Here is a 25618-nt window from a genome sequence, read left to right as displayed (position 1 = left end):
ATCTGGAGATGGCCGAACCTCGTTTTATTCACCTGCGCGTCCACAGTGACTACTCCATGATTGATGGATTGGCCAAGACGGCGCCGCTGGTGAAAAGAGCCGCCGCGTTAGCCATGCCTGCTCTGGCAATCACCGATTTCACCAACCTGTGCGGGCTGGTGAAGTTCTACGGCAGCGCGCACGGCGCCGGGATCAAACCGATCATCGGCGCGGATTTCCATGTGCAAAGCGAAGAGCTGGGCGACGAGCTGGCTCAGCTGACGGTGCTGGCCAGCAACAACGAAGGCTACCAGAACCTGACGCTGCTGATTTCCCGCGCCTATCAGCGCGGCTACGGCGCCGCCGGCCCGATCATCGATCGCGACTGGCTGATTGAACATCGCGAAGGGCTGATTCTGCTCTCCGGCGCGCGTCAGGGCGACGTCGGCAAGTTTCTGCTGCGCGGCAACCAGGCGCAGGTGGATCAGTGTCTGGACTTCTACCAGCAGCACTTCCCGGACTGTTACTATCTGGAACTGATCCGCACCGGCCGCCCGGACGAAGAGAACTACCTGCATGCGGCGGTGGCGCTGGCCACCGAGCGCGGTTTGCCGGTGGTGGCCACCAACGACGTGCGCTTCCTGGTGGAAGATGACTTCGACGCCCATGAAATTCGCGTCGCCATCCACGACGGCTTTACGCTGGACGATCCCAAGCGGCCGCGCAACTACAGCCCGCAGCAATACATGCGCAGCGAAGACGAGATGTGCGAGCTATTCGCCGACATCCCCGAAGCGCTGCTGAACAGCGTCGAAATCGCCAAGCGCTGCAACGTCACCATTCGCCTCGGCGAATACTTCCTGCCGCAGTTCCCGACCGGCGACATGAGCACCGAGGACTTCCTGGTACTCAAATCGAAAGAGGGGCTGGAAGAGCGTCTCGAGTTCCTGTTCCCCGATCCTGAAGTGCGCGCGCAGCGCCGCCCGGAATACGACGAGCGTCTGGACGTCGAGCTGAAGGTGATCAACCAGATGGGGTTCCCCGGCTACTTCCTGATCGTGATGGAGTTTATCCAGTGGTCGAAGGACAACAACGTGCCGGTGGGGCCGGGGCGCGGTTCTGGCGCCGGTTCACTGGTGGCCTATGCGTTGAAAATCACCGACCTCGATCCGCTGGAGTTCGACCTGCTGTTCGAACGCTTCCTGAACCCGGAACGTGTCTCGATGCCCGACTTCGACGTCGACTTCTGCATGGAGAAGCGCGACCAGGTAATTGAGCACGTGGCGGAGATGTACGGCCGCGAAGCGGTATCGCAGATCATCACCTTCGGCACCATGGCGGCGAAAGCGGTTATCCGCGACGTGGGCCGCGTGCTGGGGCACCCGTACGGCTTCGTCGATCGCATCTCCAAGCTGGTGCCGCCGGATCCGGGCATGACGCTGGAAAAAGCCTTCGCTGCCGAACCGCAGCTGCCGGAAATTTACGAGGCAGACGAAGAGGTCAAGGCGCTGATCGACATGGCGCGCAAGCTGGAAGGGGTGACGCGTAACGCCGGTAAACACGCCGGGGGCGTGGTGATAGCGCCGACCAAAATCACCGACTTCGCGCCGCTGTACTGCGACGCCGAAGGGCAGCACCCGGTGACCCAGTTCGATAAGAACGACGTGGAATACGCCGGGCTGGTGAAGTTCGACTTCCTCGGTCTGCGCACCCTGACCATCATCGACTGGGCGCTGGAGATGATCAACGCTCGGCGCGCCAAAACCGGGCTGGAGCCGATCGACATCGCCGCCATTCCGCTCGACGACAAGAAAAGCTTCGACATGCTGCAGCGCTCGGAAACCACGGCGGTGTTCCAGCTTGAATCGCGCGGCATGAAAGATCTGATCAAACGTCTGAAGCCCGACTGCTTCGAAGACATGATCGCACTGGTGGCGCTGTTCCGTCCGGGGCCGCTGCAGTCGGGGATGGTGGATAACTTCATCGACCGCAAGCACGGCCGCGAAGAGATCTCCTACCCGGACATCCAGTGGCAGCACGAGTCGCTCAAGCCGGTGCTGGAACCCACCTATGGCATCATCCTGTATCAGGAACAGGTGATGCAGATTGCCCAGGTGCTGGCGGGCTATACGCTGGGCGGCGCGGACATGCTGCGCCGTGCGATGGGTAAAAAGAACCCGGTCGAGATGGCCAAGCAGCGCGGCGGCTTTGAAGATGGCGCCAAAGCGCGCGGCATCGACGGCGAACTGTCGGTGAAAATCTTCGACCTGGTGGAGAAATTCGCCGGATACGGCTTCAACAAATCGCACTCCGCCGCCTATGCGCTGGTGTCGTATCAGACGCTGTGGCTGAAAGCGCACTACCCGGCCGAGTTTATGGCGGCGGTGATGACCGCCGATATGGACAACACCGATAAGGTGGTGGGGCTGGTGGACGAATGCTGGCGCATGGGGCTGAAGATCCTGCCGCCGGACATCAACAGCGGCCTGTATCACTTCCACGTCAACGACGACGGCGAGATCGTTTACGGCATCGGCGCCATCAAGGGCGTGGGGGAAGGGCCGATCGAAGCCATCATCGAGGCGCGCAACAGCGGCGAGCAGGGTTACTTCAAAGACCTGTTCGATCTCTGCGCGCGCTCAGACATCAAGAAACTGAACCGCCGCATTCTGGAAAAACTGATCATGTCCGGCGCGTTCGATCGCCTCGGGCCGCACCGCGCCGCGCTGATGAATTCGCTCGGCGACGCGTTGAAAGCGGCGGATCAGCATGCGAAAGCCGAAGCGATCGGCCAGGTGGATATGTTTGGCGTGCTGGCGGAAGCGCCGGAGCAGGTGGAGCAATCCTACGCCAATATCGCGCCCTGGCCGGAGCAGGTGGTGCTGGACGGTGAACGGGAGACGCTGGGGCTGTACCTGACCGGCCACCCGATCACCCAGTACCTGAAGGAGATCGAACGTTACGCCGGTGGCCAGCGTTTGAAAGACATGCACCCGACGGATCGGGGCAAAATGACCACCGCCGTCGGGCTGGTGGTCGCCGCGCGGGTGATGGTGACCAAGCGCGGCAACCGCATCGGCATCTGTACATTGGATGACCGTTCGGGCCGCCTGGAAGTGATGTTATTCACCGAAGCGTTAGAAAAATACCAGCATTTGTTGGAAAAAGACCGTATCCTTATCGCCAGTGGACAGGTCAGCTTTGATGACTTTAGCGGCGGGCTTAAAATGATGGCCCGCGAGGTAATGGACATCAGTGAAGCCCGGGAAAAATACGCTCGCGGGCTTGCTATCTCGCTGACTGACAGGCAAATTGATGACCAGCTTTTGAACCGTCTCCGTCAGTCGTTGGAACCCCATCGCTCGGGGACGATTCCAGTGCATCTCTACTATCAACGGGAAGATGCGCGAGCCAAGCTGCGTTTTGGCGCAACCTGGCGCGTGACGCCCACCGACCGCTTGTTGATCGACTTGCGGACGTTGGTAGGCAATGAGCAGGTGGACTTGGAATTTGACTAAAATAGGAATGCTATGAGTCTGAATTTTCTTGATTTTGAACAGCCGATTGCAGAGCTGGAAGCGAAAATTGACTCGCTGACTGCAGTCAGCCGTCAAGACGAAAAATTAGATATTAATCTGGACGAAGAGGTTCAGCGCCTGCGTGAAAAGAGCGTTGAGCTGACGCGCAAGATTTTTGCCGATCTTGGGGCCTGGCAGATTGCCCAATTGGCACGCCACCCGCGCCGTCCTTATACCCTGGATTATATCAAACACATCTTTACCGACTTCGAAGAGTTGGCGGGCGATCGCGCTTACGCCGACGACAAAGCGATCGTCGGCGGTATTGCGCGCCTGGATGGCCGCCCGGTGATGATCATCGGGCACCAGAAAGGCCGTGAAACCAAAGAGAAGATCCGCCGCAACTTCGGCATGCCGGCGCCGGAAGGCTACCGCAAGGCGCTGCGCCTGATGGAAATGGCCGCGCGCTTCAAGATGCCGATCATCACCTTTATCGATACCCCGGGCGCTTATCCGGGCGTGGGCGCGGAAGAGCGCGGCCAGTCCGAAGCCATCGCGCGCAACCTGCGTGAGATGTCGCGCCTGAACGTGCCGGTCATCTGCACCGTCATCGGTGAAGGCGGCTCCGGCGGCGCGCTGGCGATCGGCGTGGGCGATAAGGTGAACATGCTGCAGTACAGCACCTACTCGGTGATTTCGCCGGAAGGCTGTGCCTCCATCCTGTGGAAGAGCGCCGATAAGGCGCCGCTGGCCGCAGAAGCGATGGGCATCACCGCGCCGCGCCTGAAAGAGCTGAAGCTGATCGACTCGGTGATCCCGGAGCCGCTGGGTTCCGCGCACCGCGACGTGCCGGCGATGGCCGCCGCGCTGAAAGCGCAGCTGCTGGCCGATCTGAAAGATCTGGACGGCCTGAACGACGAAGAGTTGCTCAACCGCCGCTACCAGCGTCTGATGAACTACGGCTACTGCTGAGTTCTGTTCTTCGCTGCAAGAAACCGCCTCCGGGCGGTTTTTTTTTGGCTACACACCACCGGATTTTCGTGGTGTTATAGAGACTTGGCCGTTAACTGACAGGAGCTGCCGATGAATATCATCGCCATCATGGGCCCGACGGGCGTCTACTACAAAGATGAGCCGATCCGCGAGCTCCACGCGGCGCTGGCCGCCATGGGATTCCAGCTGGTGTACCCCAAAAACAGCGGTGACCTGCTGAAGCTGATCGAAGCCAATGCCCGCATTTGCGGGGTGATCTTCGACTGGGACGACTACAGCCTGGAACTGTGCAGCGAGATCAACGAGCTGAACGAATACCTGCCGCTGTACGCCTTTATCAATACCCATTCCACCTTCGACGTCAGCCTGCATGAAATGCGCATGGTGCTCTATTTCTTCGAGTATGGCCTGAATGCGGCCGACGATATCGCGCAGCGCATCCAGCAGTACACCGCGGAATACATCGATACCATTACGCCGCCGCTGACCAAGGCGCTGTTCAACTATGTGCGCGAAGGGAAGTACACCTTCTGCACGCCGGGCCACATGGCCGGCACCGCGTTTCAAAAAAGCCCGGTGGGCTGCCTGTTCTATGACTTTTTCGGCGCCAATACCCTGAAGGCCGACATCTCGATTTCGGTTACCGAGCTCGGTTCGCTGCTGGATCATACCGGGCCGCACCTGGAGGCCGAAGAGTATATCGCGCGCACCTTCAACGCCGAGCAGAGCTATCTGGTCACCAACGGCACCTCCACCGCCAACAAGATCGTCGGCATGTATTCGGCGCCGGCCGGTAGCACGGTGCTGATCGACCGCAACTGCCACAAATCGCTGTGCCACCTGCTGATGATGAGCGATATCGTGCCGATCTACCTGCGCCCGCTGCGCAACGCCTACGGCATCCTCGGCGGCATTCCGCAGCGCGAGTTCACCCGCGAAAGCATCGCCGCCCGGGTGCAGGAGACCGAGAACGCCACCTGGCCGGTGCATGCGGTGATCACCAATTCCACCTATGACGGCCTGCTGTACAACACCGACTACATCAAGCAGACGCTGGAGGTGCCATCGATCCACTTTGACTCCGCCTGGGTGCCTTACACCAACTTCCATCCGATTTACGACGGCAAGAGTGGCATGAGCGGCGAGCGGGTGGCCGGTAAGGTTTTCTACGAAACCCAGTCTACGCACAAGCTGCTGGCGGCCTTCTCGCAGGCCTCGATGATTCATATCAAGGGCGACTACGACGAGAGCACCTTCAACGAAGCCTACATGATGCACACCACCACCTCGCCGCACTACGGCATCGTGGCGTCGATGGAGACCGCGGCCGCCATGCTGCGCGGCAACCCGGGGCGCCGCTTGATCAACCGCTCGGTGGAGCGCGCGCTGCATTTTCGCCGTGAAGTGCAGCGGCTGCGCGAGGAGAGCGACAGTTGGTTCTTCGACATTTGGCAGCCGGAAGAGATCGATGAAGCGCAATGCTGGCCATTGGATCCGGACGACAACTGGCACGGCTTCGGCCAGACCGATCGCGATCACATGTACCTCGATCCGATCAAGGTGACGATCCTGACGCCGGGCATGAACGAGCTGGGTGCGCTGGAGGAGGAGGGGATCCCGGCGGCGCTGGTGGCGAAGTACCTCGACGAGCGCGGCATCGTGGTGGAGAAGACCGGGCCGTACAACCTGCTGTTCCTGTTCAGCATCGGCATCGACAAAACCAAGGCGATGAGCCTGCTGCGCGGCCTGACCGACTTCAAGCGCGCCTACGATCTCAATCTGCGGGTGAAGAACATGCTGCCGGATCTGTACGCCGAGGATCCGGATTTCTATCGCAACATGCGCATTCAGGATCTGGCCGCCGGCATTCATCACCTGATCTGCCAGCACGATCTGCCGCGCCTGATGCAGCGGGCGTTCGACGTGCTGCCGGAAATGAAGCTGACGCCGCACCAGATGTTCCAGGAGCAGGTGCGGGGCAACGTGGAAACCTGTGAGCTGGATCAGCTGGTGGGCAAGGTGGCGGCCAATATGATCCTGCCGTATCCGCCGGGCGTGCCGCTGGTGATGCCGGGGGAAATGATCACCGAAGAGAGCCGGGCGGTACTCGATTTTCTGCTGATGTTGTGCTCGATCGGCGAACGTTACCCCGGTTTTGAAACCGACATCCACGGCGCCAGACTGACGGAGGACGGGCGCTATCTGGTGAAGGTGTTGAAGCCTTCCTGATATCGGGCGTAGCGCGGTTTCCGGCGGTCAGCTTTCCGGCATGACGGAGGAGTGATGAGTGGAGATTTTCCACTCGTCACCGTCCCAGGCATAGGTAAAGGTATAACGCGCCGATACCGTCGATTTGTCTGCGAACGTAAAGGCATAGATGCCGGTATCTATCGCGGTGTTGCAGCCAAGGCGTATGGTGCGGCTTTTAATGTTGCCCACCGGTCTTTTCGCCAGAAAATGTCTGAAGTAATCCACCCGTTCGGCATTCGTCAGCCGCATCTTGTTGGAAAGCGTGGGGAGCAACACCGCATCGTCCAGATAAGTATTCGCGACTTTTCGCGCTTCTCCACTCTGTAAAGCGATATTCCACCGCTCGAACAACCCCTCGATTTGGAGCCGGTCTGTTTTTACGCAAACGGGCGCCGTCGTTGCCCAAACCGAAGTGGAAATACACATTAACGAACCGATGACGCCGGGGCGCATTTTCATACCTGTTCCTTTATTCAGGTGAGTTTTGTTGCCGTCATGGCGTGAATAGGCGGCAAATAAATTCAATACTAATATAATTTCGTTTTGTAATTATCAAAAATAATTTGAATGTTACGGCGGAATTGTATGAGAGCGCAAATGGGGGAGAACAGCAGATAAGATTGACCGTTGACGGCATCACCGCCGCCGGATACCTTGCCTCATCAGACCGAACAGGAGAGGCCGCCATGCTGGCGTTACGTCAGGTACACCATATCGCGATCATTGGCGCGGATTACGCCGCCAGCAAGCGTTTTTACTGCGACATTCTCGGATTCACCCTGCTGAGCGAGGTCTACCGCGAGGAGCGCGACTCCTGGAAAGCGGATCTGGCGCTCAACGGGCAATACGCCATCGAGCTGTTTTCTTTCCCTTCGCCGCCGGCTCGCGTCAGTCGCCCGGAGGCCTGCGGCCTGCGCCATTTGGCGTTCAGCGTTGACGACATTGACCAGGCCATCGCCCATCTGCAGGCGGCCGGCGTCGCCTGCGAACCGGTACGCGTCGATCCTTACACCCAATCCCGCTTTACCTTTTTCAGCGATCCCGATGGTTTACCGTTAGAATTATACGAGAGTTAACGGCTTAATCGCCTCCCGGCGGCCACAGCCGGGGGCGGTTATGCTATGATCGCGCCCTTGCCCTACATGCCTACAGAGTTATTTCCGCCATGCAAGAGCCTGCTTTTCGCGTCGGGGAGTGGCTGGTTACCCCTGCCGACAACACCATCAGCCGCGACGGACGCCTAAAAACGCTGGAACCGCGCCTGATTGACATGCTGTGCTATTTCGCCCGCCATCCGGACGTGGTGCTGAGCCGCGACGAGCTGATCGACAACGTCTGGAAGCGCAATATCGTCACCAACCACGTGGTGACCCAATGTATTTCGGAGCTGCGCAAATACCTGAAAGACGGCGACAGCGACAGCCCGGAATACATTATCACCGTGCCCAAGCGCGGATATAAGCTGGCGACGTCGGTGATCTGGTGTGAAGAGGGGGAGACGCAACCCGCTCCCGCACCGGCGCCGCAGATCGCGGTGATCATGCATGAACCGGAAGACGGCAGCGAGGAAGACGAGACGCCGTACGTGCCGCCGCGCCGGGCAAGCGCGCCGGTTGCCGCGCCCGGCGAAAAGAAGCCGCGCTTTTATCGCCGCTCGACCTTCTGGGTGTGGCTGGCGTTTCTGGCGGCGCTCAGCGTCTGCGTGGCGTTTGTCGGCATCGCCACGCTGTCGCAGCGCGTGCCGGTATCCACCATGCCGGTGCTGCTCAACCCGCGCGATATCGATATTCGCATCCAGGGCGGCGAGAGCTGCAGCAACTGGATGCCGCAGCTCTCCTATGTGGTGGGCGTCAGCGAGCTGATCACCGATTCGCTGAACACCTACTCGACCTTCCTGGTGCACGACCAGACCAACTACAACTATTCCGGCCCCAGCAACTCGGGCAAGTCGCTGTATATCGAGTTCGTCAATCAGCGCCACTACCGCGCCCAGCAGTGTTTCCTGTCCGTGCGGCTGGTGGATAACGCCGACAGCTCAGTCATGCTGGACAAGCGTTACTTCATTACCGCCGATAACCAGCTGAAGATCCAGACCGACTTCCTCTCCAGCCTGTCCGCTGCGCTGAAGCAGCCTTGGCCGCCACAGCTGGAACAGCGTCTGGCTCAGCTGCTGCCCGACAACGGGCCGTTGCTGCAGCGTTTCTACCAGGCGCATCAGTTGCTGATCCACGGCGACGCCGATTCGTTGACCCGCGCCAACGCCCAACTGAGCGAGCTGATTAAAAGCGCGCCGAACTTCCATTACCTGCTGGCGGAAAAGGCGCTGGTGGACCTGCTGCGCAATTCTTATCAACCGTTCGACAGCCAGGCCCTGGCGCAATTGCGCGCCGATATCAGCCATCTGGCGACGATCCCCGAATTGAAAAACACGCCAATCATGCAGCAAGTTCTGGCGGTAGATGCATTGACGCAGGGGCGCATTGACGAGGCGCACCGGGCGATCGATCTGGGGATTGAATTGCAAATGTCGTGGCTGAATTATGTGTTGCTGGGGAAAGTGTATGAAATGCAGGGGCAGAACCATTTGGCGGCGGATTCTTATATTACCGCATTCAATCTTCGCCCCGGCGAGGACACTTTGCATTGGATCACCAATGGCGTATTCCAGACGTCATTGACCAACGTGGTGCCTTATTTAAATAACTATCAGCGCCAATAATTAACCGCTATCACGCCGCCATTATTCTCCGGGGATCATGGCGGCGTTATTTATTGGTGAAGTCATGTTGCATGAATGTATTATTTTGCTGCACGATATTATTTCTTTTTTGCCGTTTGTTATTCGTTTTTAACCTTTCCATCCTGTTGTTTTAAAATGATGTTTATCTTTTCTTTAGCTTACCTTTTTATCTTGATGTGTTAATGAAAAACCTCAGGTTATCATTTGTATGATCATGAGCGTAATCTCACTTTATCTTTAGGACTTTATTCCCCTCGATGGTTAGCATCCTGACTATCAAGCCGGCTCATTAAAATCCTTTATTTATGGGTGTGGCTTATAAGAAACGTAAATCAGGAGAAACTGACCATGGCTTCACCCAAGAAAATAGGGCTTATTGCCTGCACCGGCGTCGTCGCCGGTAATATGATGGGGAGCGGGATTGCCTTATTGCCCGCCAACCTGGCGAGTCTCGGATCTATCGCCATTTGGGGATGGGTGATCTCGATTATCGGGGCGATGTCGCTGGCCTATGTGTATGCCCGCCTCGCCACCAAAAACCCGCAGCAGGGCGGCCCTATCGCTTATGCGGGTGAAATTTCCCCGGCCTTCGGTTTCCAGACCGGCGTGCTTTATTACCATGCCAACTGGATCGGTAACCTGGCCATCGGCATTACCGCCGTTTCTTATCTCTCCACCTTTTTCCCGGCGCTGAATAACCCGGTACCTGCCGGCATCGCCTGTATCGCCATCGTGTGGATCTTCACCTTCGTCAACATGCTGGGCGGAACCTGGGTCAGCCGTTTGACCACCCTGGGCCTGGTGCTGGTGCTGATCCCGGTGATCGTGACTGCCACCCTCGGCTGGCACTGGTTTGACGCCGCCACCTACCAGGCTAACTGGAATACCTCTGGCACCACCGACAGCCATGCGGTGATCAAAAGTATCCTGCTGTGCCTGTGGGCGTTTATCGGTGTGGAATCCGCAGCGGTCAGCACCGGCATGGTGAAAAACCCGAAACGCACCGTGCCGCTGGCAACCATGCTCGGCACCGGCCTGGCGGGCATTATCTACATCGCCGCCACTCAGGTGATCAGCGGTATGTTCCCGGCGTCTGAAATGGCCGCCAGCGGCGCGCCGTTCGCCATCAGCGCCTCGGCGATTATGGGCAACTGGGCCGCACCGATGGTTTCCGCCTTCACTGCCTTCGCCTGCCTGACGTCGCTCGGTTCGTGGATGATGCTGGTCGGCCAGGCCGGGGTACGCGCCGCCAACGACGGCAACTTCCCGAAAGTGTACGGCGAGCTGGATAAAAACGGCATTCCGAAGAAAGGCCTGCTGCTGGCCGGCTGCAAAATGACCGCGCTGATGGTGCTGATCACCCTGATGAGCTCCGCCGGCGGCAAAGCGTCCGACCTGTTCGGCGAACTGACCGGCATCGCGGTGCTGCTGACCATGCTGCCTTACTTCTACTCCTGCGTAGACCTGATCCGCTTCGAAGGGGTCAACGTGCGCAACCTGCTGAGCCTGATCGCTTCGGTGTGCGGCTGCGGCTTCTGCTTCATCGCGCTGATGGGCGCCAACTCATTCGAACTGTCCGGCACCTTTATCATCAGCCTGATTATCCTGATGTTCTACGCCCGGAAAATGAATACCCGCCAGGCTGCCAACGCCGCGGCGGTCGATGAAAACACCACGGCCAAAGCGCACTGATTCGCGTCCGCTGACCGACTGAATTTACCCAGCCCCTTTCTTTCCGACCTGTCAGCCGCGACGGGAAGGGGCTTGCTTTGCCAGGAGAAATGTATATGAACGTTATCGCCATCATGAATCACATGGGTGTCTACTTCAAAGAAGAGCCTATCCGTGAACTGCATCAGGCGCTGGAAAGTCTGGATTTCCGCATCGTTTACCCTAACGATCGCGAAGACCTGCTGAAACTGATCGAGAACAACGCCCGCTTGTGCGGGGTGATCTTCGACTGGGACAAATACAACCTGGAGCTGTGCGAAGAGATCAGCCAGCTGAACGAATACATGCCACTGTATGCGTTCGCCAACACCTATTCGACGCTGGACGTCAGCCTGAACGATCTGCGCATGCAGGTGCGCTTCTTCGAATATGCGCTCGGCGCGGCAACCGACATCGCCGCCAAGATCAAACAGAATACCGACGAGTATATCGACACCATCCTGCCGCCGTTGACCAAGGCGCTGTTCAAATACGTGCGCGAAGGCAAATACACCTTCTGTACGCCGGGCCACATGGGCGGCACCGCATTCCAGAAAAGCCCGGTGGGCAGCCTGTTCTACGATTTCTTCGGCCCGAACACCATGAAGTCGGATATCTCGATTTCGGTGTCCGAACTGGGATCGTTGTTGGATCACTCCGGCCCGCACAAAGAGGCGGAAGAGTACATTTCCCGCGTGTTCAACGCCGAACGCAGCTACATGGTCACCAACGGCACCTCCACCGCCAACAAGATCGTCGGCATGTATTCGGCGCCGGCGGGCAGCACGGTGCTGATTGACCGTAACTGCCACAAGTCGCTGACTCACCTGATGATGATGAGTGACATCACGCCGATCTACTTCCGCCCGACCCGCAACGCCTACGGCATCCTCGGCGGCATTCCGCAGAGCGAGTTCCAGCGCGCCACCATCGCCAAACGCGTGAAGGAGACCCCGAACGCCACCTGGCCGGTACACGCGGTGATCACCAACTCCACCTATGACGGCCTGCTGTACAACACCGACTTTATCAAGAACACCCTGGACGTGAAGTCTATCCACTTCGATTCCGCCTGGGTGCCTTACACCAACTTCCACCCGATCTATAAAGGCAAGTGCGGCATGAGCGGCGGCCGCGTGGAGGGCAAGGTGATCTATGAAACCCAGTCCACCCACAAGCTGCTGGCGGCCTTCTCGCAGGCTTCGATGATTCACGTGAAGGGTGACATCAACGAAGAAACCTTCAACGAAGCCTACATGATGCACACCACCACCTCGCCGCACTACGGCATCGTGGCGTCGACCGAAACCGCCGCGGCGATGATGAAAGGCAACGCCGGCAAGCGCCTGATCAACGGCTCCATCGAACGCGCGATCAAGTTCCGCAAAGAGATCAAACGATTGAAAGTCGAGTCCGACGGCTGGTTCTTCGACGTCTGGCAGCCGGAGCATATCGATGAGCCGGAATGCTGGCCGCTGCGCTCCGACAGCGCCTGGCACGGTTTCAAGAACATCGACAATGAACACATGTACCTCGATCCGATCAAGGTCACCATTCTGACGCCGGGGATGAGCAAGGAAGGCGAGATGCAGCCGTTCGGCATCCCGGCCAGCATCGTGGCGAAATACCTCGACGAACGCGGCATCATCGTCGAGAAAACCGGGCCGTACAACCTGCTGTTCCTGTTCAGCATCGGCATCGACAAAACCAAGGCGCTCAGCCTGCTGCGCGCGATGACCGACTTCAAACGCTCGTTCGATCTGAACCTGCGGGTGAAAAACATGCTGCCTTCGCTGTATCACGAAGCGCCTGATTTCTATGAAAACATGCGCATTCAGGATCTGGCGCAGAACATTCACCTCCTGGTGGAGCAGCACAACCTGCCGGACCTGATGTACCGCGCGTTCGAAGTGCTGCCAACCATGGTGATGAACCCGTACCAGGCGTTCCAGAAAGAGCTGCACGGCGAAGTGGAAGAGGTTTATCTGGAAGAGATGGTCGGCAAGGTCAACGCCAATATGATCCTCCCATACCCACCGGGCGTGCCGCTGGTGATGCCGGGCGAAATGCTGACCGAGGAGAGCCGGCCGGTGCTGGAGTTCCTGCAGATGCTGTGCGAAATCGGCGCGCATTATCCGGGCTTTGAAACCGACATTCACGGCGCCTATCGTCAGGCGGACGGACGTTATCGGGTGAAAGTGCTGAAGGCGAAATAACCGCAGCCAATAACAGGGGAGGCGCTCGCGCTTCCCCTTTGCCGTTCACCGACTGATGGGAGACCTCCATGAAAACACCCTCACAGCCGCGCGCAATCTACTATGTCGTAGCCATACAAATTTGGGAATATTTCAGCTTTTACGGCATGCGTGCGTTACTGATTCTCTATCTGACCCACCAACTCGGCTATACCGACAGCCACGCCATCGATCTCTACAGCGCTTACGCTTCGTTAGTTTACGTCACTCCTATTTTGGGCGGCTGGCTCGCCGACCGCCTGCTGGGCAATCGCGTCGCGGTGATCGCCGGCGCGGCGCTGATGACGCTGGGGCATATCGTACTCGGCCTGAGCGCGGTCTCCGCCCAGTCGCTCTATCTGGCGCTGGCGATCATCATCTGCGGCTACGGCCTGTTCAAATCCAATATCAGCTGCCTGCTGGGCGAACTGTATCCGGCGCACGACTCGCGCCGCGAAGGGGGCTTCTCGCTGCTGTACGCCGCCGGTAACGTCGGTTCCATTTTGGCGCCGATCGCCTGCGGGCTGGCGGCCGAGCGCTATGGTTGGCACGTCGGCTTTGCGTTGGCCGGGATCGGCATGTTCGCCGGCCTGGCGATCTTCCTGCTCGGCGGGCGCCACTTCCGTCATACCCGCGGCGTGAATGCACCGCTGATGCGCGCCAAAAGCCTGGGTTTGCCGCACTGGGGTTGGCTGCTGGCGGCGCTGCTGGCATCGCCGCTGTTCTTCACGCTGCTGTTTGTGCACGACTGGGCCGGCTATTTGCTCGGGCTGGTGTGCGTGGCGGCGGTGGTGCTGGTGGCGCGCATTATGCTGCGTGCGGACGCCGGCCAGCGCCGGGGGCTGTGGCAGATCGTTGTGCTGATGCTGCTGGGCACGCTGTTCTGGGCTTTCGCCCAGCAGGGCGGCAGCTCCATCAGCCTGTTTATCGATCACTTCGTCGATCGGCGCTGGTTCGGTTGGACGGTGCCGACCGCGCTGTTCCAGTCGATTAACGCCTGTGCGGTAATGCTGGGCGGCGTGGCGCTGGCATGGCTGGCGAGCGGCGACGGTGCGGGCGATCGCACGCTGCGCATCTGGTGCAAGTTCGCCTTCGGTCTGCTGTTGATCGGCGTCGGCTTTACGCTGATGGCACTCAATACGCGGCTGCACGGGCCGGGATCGATGGGGCTGATGATCGCCGGCCTGGCGGTGATGGGCTTCGCCGAACTGTTTATCGATCCGGTGGCGATGGCGCAGATCACCCGGCTGAATATCCCCGGTGCCACCGGCGTACTGACCGGTATCTATATGCTGGCGACCGGCTCGATCGCCAACTACCTGGCGGGCATTATCGCCAATCAGACCGCCGAGGATCACATCGAGGGGGCGGCGATGCAGGCGTATGGCCGTATTTTCGCCCAGATTGGCTGGGGAGCGGCCGGATGCGCGCTGGCGGTGATCGCGGTGCTGGGCGGTTGGTGGCTGCTGACGCGGCGCCAGGCACGGACGGTTAATGCTTGATTGATGACGGTAGGCGGGGTTAACGTGCAGCTATGTAGAAGTGACAAAGCCTACCGATGAATACTGATCAATTAACGACGCGGGTGGCAGACCAGTTGGGCGCGCAGCAGCGGCTGCTGGTGGCGTTCAGCGGCGGCCTGGATTCCAGCGTACTGCTGCATGTGCTGGCGACGTTGCGCCGCCGGCGTCCGGGAATGCAACTGCGCGCGCTGCATGTGCATCACGGCCTGAGCGCCTTCGCCGACCGCTGGGTTGAGCATTGCCGCAGCCGCTGCGCCGACTGGCAGATCCCGCTGACGGTGACGCACGTGCAGGTGGACGCCCGCCAGGGCGGCATTGAAGCGGCGGCGCGCGCGGCGCGCTATGCCGCCTTCAGCGCCGCGCTAACGGAGGGCGAAGCGCTGCTCACCGCCCAACACCTCGACGATCAAAGCGAAACCTTCCTGCTGGCGCTCAAGCGCGGCAGCGGGCCGGCGGGGCTGTCGGCGATGGCGGCGCGCGCGGCGTTGGGCGAGCACCTGCTGTTGCGGCCGCTGTTGGGTTGCTCACGCCAGACGCTGGAAAGCTACGCGCAACGCCACGCCTTAACCTGGATAGATGACGACAGCAATCAGGACACGCGCTTCGATCGCAATTTCCTGCGCTTGCAGGTGTTGCCGCAGCTCAACCAGCGCTGGCCGCACTTCGCCTCGGCGGTGGCGCGCAGCGCCGGCCTGTGCGCCGAGCAGGAGCAGCTGCTGGACGAACTGCTGGCGGAACCGCTGCAAAGCCTGTTGGCGGCGGATCGCTCATTGGCGATCGACGGCCTGACGGACTGTTCGCCGGTGCGGCGCTTCGCCTTGCTGCGGCGCTGGATCGCGTTGTTTAACGTCACCATGCCGGCGCGTGAGCAGCTTCAGCGCCTGTGGGAGGAGGTGGCGCTCAGCCGGGAGGATGCCGAACCGCAGCTGCAGCTCGGCGCCTATCAGATTCGCCGTTTCCGCGGCCGGTTGCACCTGTTGCCGCCGCTGACGGCGCTGCGCGATGTGCATCTGCCCTGGCTGCCTGACCAGCCGCTGGCGCTGCCGGACGGGCTGGGGCGGCTTGTCGCGGGTGAGGGCGAGCTGGCGCTGCGCGCGCCGCAGCCGTCGCAGCGGATCAGCATTCGTTTCGGCGGCGTGCAGGGCGCGGTGCGCATCGTGGGGCGCGCCCATTCGCGGCCGATAAAAAAATTGTGGCAGGAGCTGGGGATCCCGCCCTGGCAGCGTGAACGCATCCCGTTGATTTATTATGATGAGCAGCTGATCGCTGCGCTGGGCGTATTCGTCTGTGAGGCGGGGCAGGTGCCGGAAGGCGAACGTCCGTGGCGGCTGCGCTGGGAAAAAAAATCATAATCGCGAGGAGCAATAATGAAGTTTGTGGGGATCACGCTGTTGGCCGCCGGCCTGTTCAGCCTGCCGGCGTTGGCGGCGGGGGATGCGGCGGCCGGCCAGGCGAAAGCCGCCGCCTGTGCTGCGTGCCACGGCGCGCAGGGCAAGGTGACGGTGCCGATGTACCCGAATCTGGCCGGGCAGAACGCCATGTACCTGCAGCACGCGCTGCAGGCGTACAAAAAAGGGGAGCGCAACGGCGGCCAGGCCGAGGTGATGAAGGCCTACGTGTCGGGGCTGTCGGATGACGATATCGCCGATCTGGCGGCCTTTTACGCCAGCCTGAAGCCGTAAATGACGAGGGCAGCCGTTGGGCTGCCCTGTTGGGATGGGGTTACCGCTGCTCAGTCCGACAGACTGACGACCACGGTACCGATTTCCGGATGACTGAAACTGCTGATATGGTCCAGACGCAGGTCGCGCTGTTGGCCATTCTGTTCGATGGTCAGATACTCAACGCGTTTCTTTTGCAGCAGGTCGATCGCCTTGGCCTCGATCACTTCTCCGTCGCGTAACTCCAGCTTCAGAATAAGTTTATGCTGACAGGCGAGTTCCAGGTTGTCGTAGTCATCGCAATTGATGGGTTGGTACTCATCATTCATCAACATAGTCGCTCACCAATAAGTTAGCGGCGGCAAAGGCCGCCTGTTCCCTAACGGAGGACGGTAGCGCATCGTTCGCTGCGACATCGTCCAATGCCTTTAACGCACAAGCCAGCGCATCGGGCACGTAGCCAAGATCTCCACTGCCAATCTCGGCGTAAGTACGGCGTACTAACTCACAGTATTGTTGCACAGTTTCCTCCCTTAAGAACCTCTGCATCATCAAGACTACTATCGCGATGAGGCGCAGGCTCTTGGAGTTTTATCCTATCCCAGACGACTATAGCACAGCTGTTATGGAGTTATCAGCACCCCGGCACGCCTTTCGCACTGCCGCGGCCGGGCCGCGCTGGCGGCGTTCGGCCCTGATCAAGTACACTGTCGCCGGATAATAACGAGGTTACCCATGGCGCTGAAAGCAACCATTTATAAAGCCGCGGTCAATATCGCTGATATGGATCGTCACTTCTACCACGACGCCGCATTGACGCTGGCGCAACACCCGTCCGAAAACGAGCAGCGCATGATGCTGCGCCTGTTGGCCTGGATCTGCCATGCCGACGAGCGGCTGGTGTTCACCAAAGGGCTGAGCGCCGACGACGAGCCGGAGATCTGGCAGCGCAACGACCACAATGGGCTGGAAATGTGGATCGAGATGGGGTTGCCCGACGAAAAACGCATCCGCAAGGCCTGCAACCAGTCGCCGCGCGTGGTGCTGTACGCCTACGGCGAGCGCGCCGCGCACGTGTGGTGGCAGGGAATGCAGGGCAAGGTGGCCGGCTACAAGAACCTGAGCGTGCGTTTCCTCGACGACGAGCAGTTGGCGCGCCTGACGGCATTGGCCAGCCGCACCATGACGCTGCAGGCGACGTTGCAGGAGGGAACTATTTGGCTGTCCGATGCTCAGAATAGTCTGGAAATCCAGTTTGCCGAGTGGCAGCAGGCACAGGTGTAACCGGTGCTGGAACTGTCAAGAAACGTCGCCATACCGGATAATGAGCTGGAATTGACGGCGATCCGCGCGCAGGGCGCGGGTGGCCAGCACGTGAACAAAACCTCAACGGCGATCCATTTGCGCTTTGACATCCGGGCATCCAGCCTGCCAGAGTATTATAAGGAAAGGCTGCTGGCGCTGAATCATCATCTCATTACCGCCGATGGCGTGGTGATTATCAAGGCGCAAGAGTATCGCAGCCAGGAATTGAATCGCGAAGCGGCGTTGGCCAGGCTGGCCGCGCTGATTCGGCAGGCGATGGTGGTGGAAAAAACGCGCAAGGCGACCAAGCCCACAAAAGGGGCCAAACTGCGTCGCCTGGAAGGCAAGGCGCGTAAAGGCGCCACCAAGGCGCTGCGTGGCAAGGTTCGCACTTAGGAATACATGAACACAGTAGGAGAATAACTGTGAAAAAAATTACGGTAGCCCTGTTCCTCGCGGCAGGCGCACTCTCGTTGTTGGGATGCAACAATCATTATCAGCCGAAGGAACAACCGCTGCAGCCAATGCCGCAGAGCTATCAAGGGGTGTTGCCTTGCGCCGATTGCGGCGGTCTGGAGACGGCGCTGTTCCTGGATGAGGACGGCACCTTTGTGCTGCAGGAAACCTATCGCGGCACCAAAGACGGCGATCAGACCTTTGCCGACTACGGTAAATGGGCGCGCACCGCGGATAAGCTGGTGCTGACCGACAGCAACGGCGAAAAACGCTATTTCCGCCCGGTGGGCAAGAGCCTGGAAATGCTGGATCGCAGCGGCGTGCCGATCGAGTCCAAGCTGAATTACCGTCTGGATCCGGTTGAGAAGCCGTTGCCTAAAACGCCGATGACGCTGAAAGGCAGCTACACCTATATGGCGGACGCGGCGGTCTTCAAGGACTGCGCTACCGGCAAAACCTTCCCGGTGGACAACAACATCGCGCTGGAGCAAGGTTACGCCAAAGCATACAAGACCGCCGGCGAGCCGGTATTCCTGACGTTCAGCGCGCACTTCAGCGTGCAGCCGTCGATGGAGGAAGGTCTGACCGAGAAGGCGCTGGTGCCGGACGGCAAAATCGTGTTTGACCGCAGCAAGAACTGCAGCAGCAAATAAGCGATTTCGGATATAAAAAAACCCGCCTAGGCGGGTTTTTTACTTTCTGGCATTCGTCGTTTAGCGTTTGATCTGGCCCAGCAGGAAATCAACGATTTCGCCGGTTTTGATCATTTGCTTCTCGCCGACGCGGCGGTTCTTGTACTCGATCTCTTCGTTGTCGAGATTGCGGTCGCCGATAACGATAGAGTGCGGCACGCCGATCAGCTCCATATCCGCGAACATCACGCCCGGGCGCTCTTTGCGGTCATCGAGGATCACGTCGATGCCGTGGGAGCGCAGGGTGTTGTACAGCTCTTCGGCCAGCGCCTGCACGCGGAACGACTTGTGCATGTTCATCGGCAGAATAGCGACCTGGAACGGCGCGATGGCGTCCGGCCAGATGATGCCGCGTTCGTCGTGGTTCTGCTCGATGGCGGCGGCCACGACGCGCGTGACCCCGATGCCGTAGCAACCCATGGTCAGCACCTGGTTGCGGCCGTCTTCGCCCTGCACGGTCGCTTTCATCGCTTCCGAGTACTTGGTGCCGAGCTGGAAGATATGGCCCACTTCGATGCCGCGTTTGATCAGCAGCGTGCCCTGACCGTCCGGGCTGGCGTCGCCGTCCACCACGTTACGGATATCGGCCACCTGCGGCAGCGGCAGATCGCGCTCCCAGTTGATGCCGAAGTAGTGTTTGCCGTCGACGTTGGCGCCGGCGCCAAAGTCGCTCATCGCCGCCACGCTGCGGTCGGCAACCACCGGCATCGGCAGGTTGACCGGGCCGAGTGAACCCGGGCCGGCGCCGACGATGGCGCGAATTTCTTCTTCAGTGGCGAAGGTCAGCGGCGTGGCAACCTGCGCCAGCTTCTCGGCCTTGACTTCGTTCAGCTCGTGATCGCCTCGCACCAGCAGGGCAACCAGCTTGTGGCCGCTCTCTTCGGTGGCGCGCACCATCAGCGTCTTCACGGTTTTTTCCACCGGCAGCTGGAACTGATCGACCAGCTCAACGATGGTTTTGGCGTTCGGCGTATCCACCAGACGCAATTCTTCGCCGGCCGCCGCGCGAGGCGCCGCCGGCGCGACCGCTTCCGCCAGCTCGATGTTGGCGGCGAAGTCGGAACCGGTGGAGAACACGATATCGTCTTCACCGCTGTCTGCCAGCACCTGGAATTCGTGCGAGGCGCTGCCGCCGATCGAGCCGGTATCGGCCTGCACCGGGCGGAAATCCAGACCCATGCGGCTGAAGATTTTGCTGTACGCTTCGTACATCGCGTCGTAAGTCTCTTGCAGAGACTCCTGCGAGGTATGGAAGGAGTAGGCATCCTTCATCAGGAACTCACGGGAACGCATTACGCCGAAACGCGGGCGCACTTCATCACGGAACTTGGTCTGGATCTGGAAGAAGTTCAGCGGCAGCTGTTTGTACGAGCTGATCTCGTTGCGGATCAGATCGGTGATCACTTCTTCATGCGTCGGGCCCAGCACGAACGGACGATCGCCGCGGTCGACGAAGCGCAGCAGCTCGGGGCCGTATTGCTCCCAACGGCCGCTTTCCTGCCACAGATCGGCAGGCTGAACCACCGGCATGGACACTTCGATCGCGTTAGCATTGTTCATTTCTTCGCGAACGATGTTTTCAACCTTTTTCAGAACGCGCAGGCCGGTCGGCAGCCAGGTGTAAAGACCGGAGGCCAGCTTGCGGATCATCCCGGCGCGCAGCATCAGCTGGTGGCTGATCACTTCGGCGTCGGCAGGTGTCTCCTTCAATGTGGAGAGCAGATATTGGCTAGTACGCATGGTGTTTTGGTTCCGTTAGAACTGCAAATTGCATCGGGCTGCCAGAGTGGCGGCCAAAAGTGACAAAAGTGGTTTAGTTTACCAGCGCGAGCGGGTCGCCAAAAGAGAGGCGGCGGAATTTTAACGCGGGTCGAGCGCCAACACTTCGGTATGACCGTCCACGACGCGCCAGCGCACGTTGAAATCCAGCAGCCAGACGGCGTAATCCCGTTCGACGTCCTCTCCTTTACGATAGGCGGGACGGGGATCTTGCGCCAGCACCTGGCTGATAAAACGCCTTAATTGCGGATAACGCGCCTGATGTTGCTGCAGCTGCTGCTCGGCCTGAGGCGCGAAATGCACCGGCATATCGCCGGCGGGCGCGGCCTGGGCAAAACCGGCGCGGGCCTGCGGTTGGCTCTCGGCGAACGGCAGATAAGGCTTGATGTCTACCACCGGGGTGCCGTCGACCAGATCGAGGCTGCCCAGCTCCAGCACCACTTCGCCGTTTTTCACCCGCACGCCTTTCAGTTCGATCAGGGACATGCCGAGCGGGTTGGGGCGGAAGGTGGAGCGGGTGGCGAATACGCCCATGCGGGCATTGCCGCCTAAACGCGGCGGGCGCACCGTCGGCCGCCAGCCGCCTTCCAGGGTTTGATGGAAAATGAACATCACCCACAGATGGCTGAAATCGCTGAGGCCGCGTACCGCCTCCGCCTGGTTGTAAGGTGGCAGCAGCAGCAGTTCGCCGCCACCGTCTTCGACCAGCCCCGGCTGGCGGGGAACGGCGAATTTTTCTTTATATGGCGAGCGGATCACGCCGATCTGCTCGAAAACGAATTCGGTCATTTGGACGAGACGTTAAGCGCCGAGCCCTGGCAGACGGCCTGCTGGTAACAACCGGCGACACCGCTGACAATCTGGCAGTCGTGCAGCAGCACGGCGTTGGCCTTCATGTAAGACGCGCGGATCTGCATGCGTTTACGGGCGGTAGCCAGATTCGGTGGGGAGTCTTGTACGGTGGTTTGGCACGATTCGCCGGACACTTCACCCAGATCGCGGAATGGCTTGCCCACGAGCTCTTCTGCACTTTTGTACAGTTTTACCGGAGCGGGGCGGGCGGCCGGCGTGGTCTTGGCCGGAGCGGTAGTGGTCGGCTTGCTGGTGCTGTTTGTTGAGGACGGCGCGATACGTTGCGATGAACATCCGGCCAGCGCGAGCGCTAACAAACAGAGAGGTAAAACACGCATTGAGATTCCTCTGCCTTAATGAAAGTGGCGCTATTGAAGCAATCTATGGCGGAAATAACAAGACGGGCCTTGGCCCGTCTTGCAATTATAGGAATAAAATTGGCGAATAAGCGCTTACCAGCCTTTCACCGCACCGCCGTTGAAGATTTTGTTGGCGGCGGCGTCCACTTCGTCAGACTGATAGGCCTGCACGAATTTTTTCACGTTTTCCGCATCTTTGTTATCTTCGCGCGCAACCAGCAGGTTGACGTAAGGCGAGTCTTTATCTTCCACGAACAGGCCGTCTTTCGCCGGCGTCAGACCGATCTGGCTGGCGTAGGTGGTGTTGATCACCGCCAGCGCGATCTGCTGATCGTCCAGAGAACGCGGCAGCTGAGGCGCTTCCAGCTCAACCAGCTTCAGGTTTTTCGGGTTCTCGGTCACGTCCAACACGGTCGGCAGCAGGCCAACGCCGTCTTTCAGTTTGATCAGGCCGACTTTCTGCAGCAGCAGCAGCGAACGGCCCAGGTTGGTCGGATCGTTAGGCAGTGCGATCTGAGAACCCTCTTTCAGCTCGTCCAGCGATTTGATTTTCTTGGAGTAACCGGCGATCGGGTAAACAAAGGTGTTGCCGACCGGCACCAGCTTGTAGCCGCGATCTTTGATCTGCTGATCCAGATATGGCTTGTGCTGGAAGGCGTTCAGATCGATATCGCCTTTGCTCAACGCTTCGTTAGGCAGCACGTAGTCGTTGAAAGTGACCAGCTCAACGTCCAGACCGTATTTCTCTTTTGCCACTTTCTGAGCCACTTCGGCCACTTGCTGCTCAGCGCCGACGATCACGCCGACCTTGATGTGGTTCGGATTCTTTTCATCCTGGCCGCAGCCCGCCAGAGCCAGAGAGCCGATCAGTGCGCCAATTGCCGCGATGGATTTAAATTTTAACGACATATCCCTTCCTCATTAGACTCGCATTAACATGCTGTGAAACTATTTATGGGTAACGGCTTTGACGATGCGATCGCCACAGAATTGGATCAGATAAACCAAAACTACCAGTAATATTAATACGGTATTCATCACTGTGGCGTTATAACCGATATAACCGTATTGGTAACCGATTTGGCCCAGACCGCCGGCGCCGACCGCGCCGCCCATGGCGGAGTAGCCCACCAGGGTGATCAGCGTGATGGTCGCGGCGTTGACCAGGCCCGGCAGGGCTTCCGGCAGCAACACTTTCTTGATGATCTGCATCGGCGTGGCGCCCATGGCGCGCGCCGCTTCCACCAGACCGGACGGGATCTCCAGCAGGGCGTTTTCCACCATGCGCGCGATGAACGGCGCGGCGCCCACGGTCAACGGCACGATGGCCGCCTGCAGACCGATAGAGGTGCCGACGATCATGCGGGTAAACGGAATCATCCAAACCAGCAGGATAATGAACGGGATAGAACGGAAGATGTTCACCAGCCCGGACAGGATTTTATACAGCGAGTTGTTGGCGATGATCTGCCCCGGGCGGGTGACATACAACAGCACGCCTACCGGCAGGCCGAGCACGAAACCGAAGAAGCCGGAGACAAAGGTCATCATGACGGTTTCCCACACGCCACGCGCCATCAACCACATCATTGCCTCAGACATAACCCAGAACCTCTACTTTTACCTGATTTTCCTGCAGGAACTTAATCGTCGCCAGCGCGTCTTCGTCGCTGCCGTGCAGCTCCGCCAGCATCACGCCGAATTTCACGCCGCCGGCATAATCCATCTGGGCGCTGATAATGTTGTTGTTCACGTTGAAGCGGCGAGCGGCTTCAGACAGCAGCGGCGCATCGACCGACTGGCCGGTGAACTCCAGGCGCAGCAGCGGTTGGCGGTCGCCCTGACGTTCCGGCGACAGGCGTGCGGCGTAGTCGTCCGGAATATCCAGATGCAGCGTGGACTGAATGAACTGCTGGGCCAGCGGGGTTTTCGGGTGCGAGAACACTTCGCTGACGCTGTCTTTTTCGATCAGTTGCCCCTGGCTGATGACCGCGACCTGGTCGCAGATGCGTTTCACCACGTCCATTTCATGGGTGATCAGCAGAATGGTCAGGCCCAGCCGGCGGTTGATGTCTTTCAGCAGTTCCAGGATGGAACGGGTGGTGGCCGGATCCAACGCGCTGGTGGCTTCATCGCACAGCAGCACTTTAGGATTGCTGGCCAGCGCGCGGGCGATCGCCACGCGCTGTTTCTGGCCGCCGGACAGATTGGCCGGGTAGGCGTCGTGCTTGTCCGCCAGGCCGACCAGCTCCAGCAGTTCGGTCACGCGCTTTTTGATCTCGGCACGCGGCGTATTGTCCAGCTCCAGCGGCAGCGCCACGTTGCCGAACACCGTGCGGGAAGAGAGCAGGTTGAAGTGCTGGAAGATCATGCCGATTTGGCGACGGGCGCGCGTCAGTTCACTTTCCGACAGCGAGGTCAGATCCTGACCATCGACCAGCACCTGGCCGGACGTTGGGCGCTCCAGCATGTTGGCGCAGCGAATCAGCGTGCTTTTACCGGCGCCGGAGGAACCGATGACGCCATAGATTTGCCCGGCAGGGACGTGAAGGGTCACGTCAGAGAGCGCGGTAATGGTGCGCGAACCCTGCTGGAACACTTTAGTGATGTTAGAAAGTTTAATCATATTCTTCTTATTTTAGCGTGGTTGCCCGTGGCTAGATAAAAGTAAACCTCGGCGTGGAACCAAGGTATGGATCAGATGTTAAGGCGTCTAGACGTCCAAGTCAACGGCCTGCGACGTTCTCCGGCGTTCTCAGCGTGGGGTAAAACATGCGATACTGTCAGCGTATACAGGCCCTCAGGAGCAAAGCGGTGACACAAAGCGTTCCAGCAATTTTTCTCGATCGTGACGGTACGATTAACGTTGACCATGGCTATGTCCATGAAATCGACAACTTCCACTTTATTGACGGCGTGATTGACGCCTGTCGCGAACTCAAAAAGATGGGCTTCGCGCTGGTAATGGTGACCAACCAGTCCGGCATTGCGCGCGGCAAGTTCAGCGAAGACCAATTCATGTACCTGACCGAGTGGATGGACTGGTCGCTGGCCGATCGCGACGTCGACTTCGACGGCATCTATTTCTGCCCGCACCATCCAGAGGCGGTAGTAGAAGAGTATCGTCAGGTGTGTGACTGCCGTAAACCGCAGCCGGGCATGCTGCTGCAAGCGCAGCAGGAATTGAACATCGATATGGCCGCTTCTTATATGGTGGGCGATAAACCGGAAGATATGCAGGCGGCGATCGCGGCCGGCGTCGGCACCAAGGTGCTGGTGCGTACCGGCAAGCCGGTGACGGAGCAGGGCGAAAAGCTGGCCGATTGGGTGCTAAATAGCCTGGCGGACCTGCCTGAAGCCATCAAAAAGCGGGTTTAATAGGCGTTACGAATGAATAGTGAGCGGTCAGATAAAAAATGCATATTATCGCTTGTCATTCTGAACCGGCTCCCTATAATGCGCCTCCATCGACACGGCGCAAGTGATTCACTTCACACAGCGGCCGGGAAGAAAGAGAAAAAATCCTGAAAATTAGGGTTGACTCTGAAAGAGGAAAGCGTAATATAC

Annotated in this window: 23 protein-coding genes; 14 read left to right on the top strand and 9 right to left on the bottom strand. The window is 59.3% G+C overall.

Going from position 1 to position 25618, the window contains the following annotated elements:
* Nucleotides 1-8 precede the first annotated feature (8 nt).
* The 3 genes from dnaE to ACJ8IM_RS20855 all read left to right on the top strand — a co-directional run bounded on the left by dnaE (nucleotide 9) and on the right by ACJ8IM_RS20855 (nucleotide 6719).
* Complete coding sequence (gene dnaE, locus ACJ8IM_RS20865) at nucleotides 9-3497, top strand: DNA polymerase III subunit alpha (protein ID WP_048321892.1); 3489 nt, start codon at nucleotides 9-11, stop codon at nucleotides 3495-3497.
* Nucleotides 3498-3509: 12 nt separating this feature from the next.
* On the top strand, nucleotides 3510-4469 hold the full coding sequence (accA, locus tag ACJ8IM_RS20860; protein ID WP_004931972.1) for an acetyl-CoA carboxylase carboxyl transferase subunit alpha: 960 nt from the start codon (nucleotides 3510-3512) through the stop codon (nucleotides 4467-4469).
* Nucleotides 4470-4580: 111 nt separating this feature from the next.
* Nucleotides 4581-6719, top strand: coding sequence for a lysine decarboxylase LdcC (locus ACJ8IM_RS20855; RefSeq protein ID WP_101455637.1), 2139 nt, complete (start codon nucleotides 4581-4583; stop codon nucleotides 6717-6719).
* A gap of 27 nt (nucleotides 6720-6746) precedes the next feature.
* Here ACJ8IM_RS20855 and ACJ8IM_RS20850 read toward each other — a convergent pair whose 3' ends face one another.
* A complete protein-coding gene (locus tag ACJ8IM_RS20850) occupies nucleotides 6747-7199 on the bottom strand; it encodes an SgcJ/EcaC family oxidoreductase (RefSeq protein WP_197709171.1) in 453 nt (150 codons plus the stop codon).
* A 227-nt stretch (nucleotides 7200-7426) separates the two neighbouring features.
* Here ACJ8IM_RS20850 and ACJ8IM_RS20845 point away from each other — a divergent pair, with 227 nt between their 5' ends.
* The 7 genes from ACJ8IM_RS20845 (at nucleotide 7427) to ACJ8IM_RS20815 (ending at nucleotide 16629) form a co-directional block, all read left to right on the top strand.
* The gene (locus tag ACJ8IM_RS20845; RefSeq protein ID WP_033655316.1) at nucleotides 7427-7816 is read left to right on the top strand and encodes a VOC family protein; all 390 of its coding nucleotides are present in this window, start codon (nucleotides 7427-7429) and stop codon (nucleotides 7814-7816) included.
* 89 nt (nucleotides 7817-7905) lie between these two features.
* The gene (gene cadC, locus ACJ8IM_RS20840; protein ID WP_033655315.1) at nucleotides 7906-9459 is read left to right on the top strand and encodes a lysine decarboxylation/transport transcriptional activator CadC; all 1554 of its coding nucleotides are present in this window, start codon (nucleotides 7906-7908) and stop codon (nucleotides 9457-9459) included.
* A gap of 369 nt (nucleotides 9460-9828) precedes the next feature.
* Nucleotides 9829-11172 carry a cadaverine/lysine antiporter gene (cadB, locus tag ACJ8IM_RS20835; protein ID WP_033635727.1) on the top strand — a complete coding sequence of 448 codons (1344 nt, stop codon included), beginning with the start codon at nucleotides 9829-9831 and terminating at the stop codon, nucleotides 11170-11172.
* Nucleotides 11173-11267: 95 nt separating this feature from the next.
* A complete protein-coding gene (gene cadA, locus ACJ8IM_RS20830; RefSeq protein WP_033655314.1) occupies nucleotides 11268-13406 on the top strand; it encodes a lysine decarboxylase CadA in 2139 nt (712 codons plus the stop codon).
* A 68-nt stretch (nucleotides 13407-13474) separates the two neighbouring features.
* A complete protein-coding gene (gene dtpD, locus ACJ8IM_RS20825) occupies nucleotides 13475-14926 on the top strand; it encodes a dipeptide permease DtpD (RefSeq protein ID WP_033655313.1) in 1452 nt (483 codons plus the stop codon).
* Nucleotides 14927-14982: 56 nt separating this feature from the next.
* A complete protein-coding gene (gene tilS, locus ACJ8IM_RS20820; protein WP_033655312.1) occupies nucleotides 14983-16299 on the top strand; it encodes a tRNA lysidine(34) synthetase TilS in 1317 nt (438 codons plus the stop codon).
* Nucleotides 16300-16314: 15 nt separating this feature from the next.
* Nucleotides 16315-16629, top strand: coding sequence for a c-type cytochrome (locus ACJ8IM_RS20815; protein WP_033635721.1), 315 nt, complete (start codon nucleotides 16315-16317; stop codon nucleotides 16627-16629).
* A gap of 50 nt (nucleotides 16630-16679) precedes the next feature.
* Here the strand turns inward: ACJ8IM_RS20815 and rof are convergent, their stop codons facing one another.
* Both rof and ACJ8IM_RS20805 read right to left on the bottom strand, forming a co-directional pair.
* Nucleotides 16680-16943 carry a Rho-binding antiterminator gene (gene rof / locus ACJ8IM_RS20810; protein WP_004931991.1) on the bottom strand — a complete coding sequence of 88 codons (264 nt, stop codon included), beginning with the start codon at nucleotides 16941-16943 and terminating at the stop codon, nucleotides 16680-16682.
* Complete coding sequence (locus ACJ8IM_RS20805) at nucleotides 16930-17130, bottom strand: YaeP family protein (protein WP_004931993.1); 201 nt, start codon at nucleotides 17128-17130, stop codon at nucleotides 16930-16932. Before ACJ8IM_RS20805 ends, rof begins: the two co-directional genes overlap by 14 nt.
* A 213-nt stretch (nucleotides 17131-17343) precedes the next feature.
* On the opposite strand from ACJ8IM_RS20805, the gene ACJ8IM_RS20800 reads away from it, so the two are divergent.
* Genes ACJ8IM_RS20800 through nlpE form a run of 3 tightly spaced genes read left to right on the top strand, consistent with a single transcriptional unit; the run spans nucleotide 17344 to nucleotide 19022 of the window.
* Complete coding sequence (locus ACJ8IM_RS20800; protein WP_033655311.1) at nucleotides 17344-17892, top strand: YaeQ family protein; 549 nt, start codon at nucleotides 17344-17346, stop codon at nucleotides 17890-17892.
* A 3-nt stretch (nucleotides 17893-17895) separates the two neighbouring features.
* On the top strand, nucleotides 17896-18309 hold the full coding sequence (gene arfB, locus ACJ8IM_RS20795) for an alternative ribosome rescue aminoacyl-tRNA hydrolase ArfB (RefSeq protein ID WP_028127523.1): 414 nt from the start codon (nucleotides 17896-17898) through the stop codon (nucleotides 18307-18309).
* A 29-nt stretch (nucleotides 18310-18338) separates the two neighbouring features.
* Nucleotides 18339-19022, top strand: a complete 684-nt coding sequence (gene nlpE / locus ACJ8IM_RS20790) for an envelope stress response activation lipoprotein NlpE (RefSeq protein ID WP_033655310.1) — start codon at nucleotides 18339-18341, stop codon at nucleotides 19020-19022.
* Between the two features lie 60 nt (nucleotides 19023-19082).
* On the opposite strand, the gene proS is transcribed toward nlpE, so the two are convergent.
* The 6 genes from proS to metN form a co-directional block, all read right to left on the bottom strand.
* Nucleotides 19083-20801, bottom strand: coding sequence for a proline--tRNA ligase (gene proS / locus ACJ8IM_RS20785; RefSeq protein ID WP_033655309.1), 1719 nt, complete (start codon nucleotides 20799-20801; stop codon nucleotides 19083-19085).
* A 120-nt stretch (nucleotides 20802-20921) separates the two neighbouring features.
* On the bottom strand, nucleotides 20922-21629 hold the full coding sequence (tsaA, locus tag ACJ8IM_RS20780) for a tRNA (N6-threonylcarbamoyladenosine(37)-N6)-methyltransferase TrmO (protein ID WP_033655308.1): 708 nt from the start codon (nucleotides 21627-21629) through the stop codon (nucleotides 20922-20924).
* On the bottom strand, nucleotides 21626-22030 hold the full coding sequence (gene rcsF, locus ACJ8IM_RS20775; RefSeq protein WP_025304011.1) for an Rcs stress response system protein RcsF: 405 nt from the start codon (nucleotides 22028-22030) through the stop codon (nucleotides 21626-21628). The genes tsaA and rcsF overlap by 4 nt, the downstream gene beginning before the upstream one ends.
* 114 nt (nucleotides 22031-22144) lie before the next feature.
* Nucleotides 22145-22960, bottom strand: a complete 816-nt coding sequence (locus ACJ8IM_RS20770; protein WP_033635716.1) for a MetQ/NlpA family lipoprotein — start codon at nucleotides 22958-22960, stop codon at nucleotides 22145-22147.
* A gap of 39 nt (nucleotides 22961-22999) precedes the next feature.
* Complete coding sequence (locus tag ACJ8IM_RS20765) at nucleotides 23000-23653, bottom strand: methionine ABC transporter permease MetI (protein WP_033655307.1); 654 nt, start codon at nucleotides 23651-23653, stop codon at nucleotides 23000-23002.
* Nucleotides 23646-24677 carry a methionine ABC transporter ATP-binding protein MetN gene (metN, locus tag ACJ8IM_RS20760; RefSeq protein WP_004932012.1) on the bottom strand — a complete coding sequence of 344 codons (1032 nt, stop codon included), beginning with the start codon at nucleotides 24675-24677 and terminating at the stop codon, nucleotides 23646-23648. Before metN ends, ACJ8IM_RS20765 begins: the two co-directional genes overlap by 8 nt.
* Before the next feature lie 188 nt (nucleotides 24678-24865).
* On the opposite strand from metN, the gene gmhB reads away from it, so the two are divergent.
* Nucleotides 24866-25429 (top strand): D-glycero-beta-D-manno-heptose 1,7-bisphosphate 7-phosphatase, encoded by a 564-nt coding sequence (gmhB, locus tag ACJ8IM_RS20755; protein WP_033635715.1) that lies wholly within the window; start codon nucleotides 24866-24868, stop codon nucleotides 25427-25429.
* The last annotated feature ends 189 nt before the right edge of the window (nucleotides 25430-25618 follow it).

This window comes from Serratia sp. CY33525, from assembly GCF_052169115.1.
Classification (GTDB): Bacteria; Pseudomonadota; Gammaproteobacteria; order Enterobacterales; family Enterobacteriaceae; genus Serratia; species Serratia sarumanii.
Note: the sequence above shows the minus strand (reverse complement) of the source record. Positions and strands in the feature narration are given on the sequence as shown.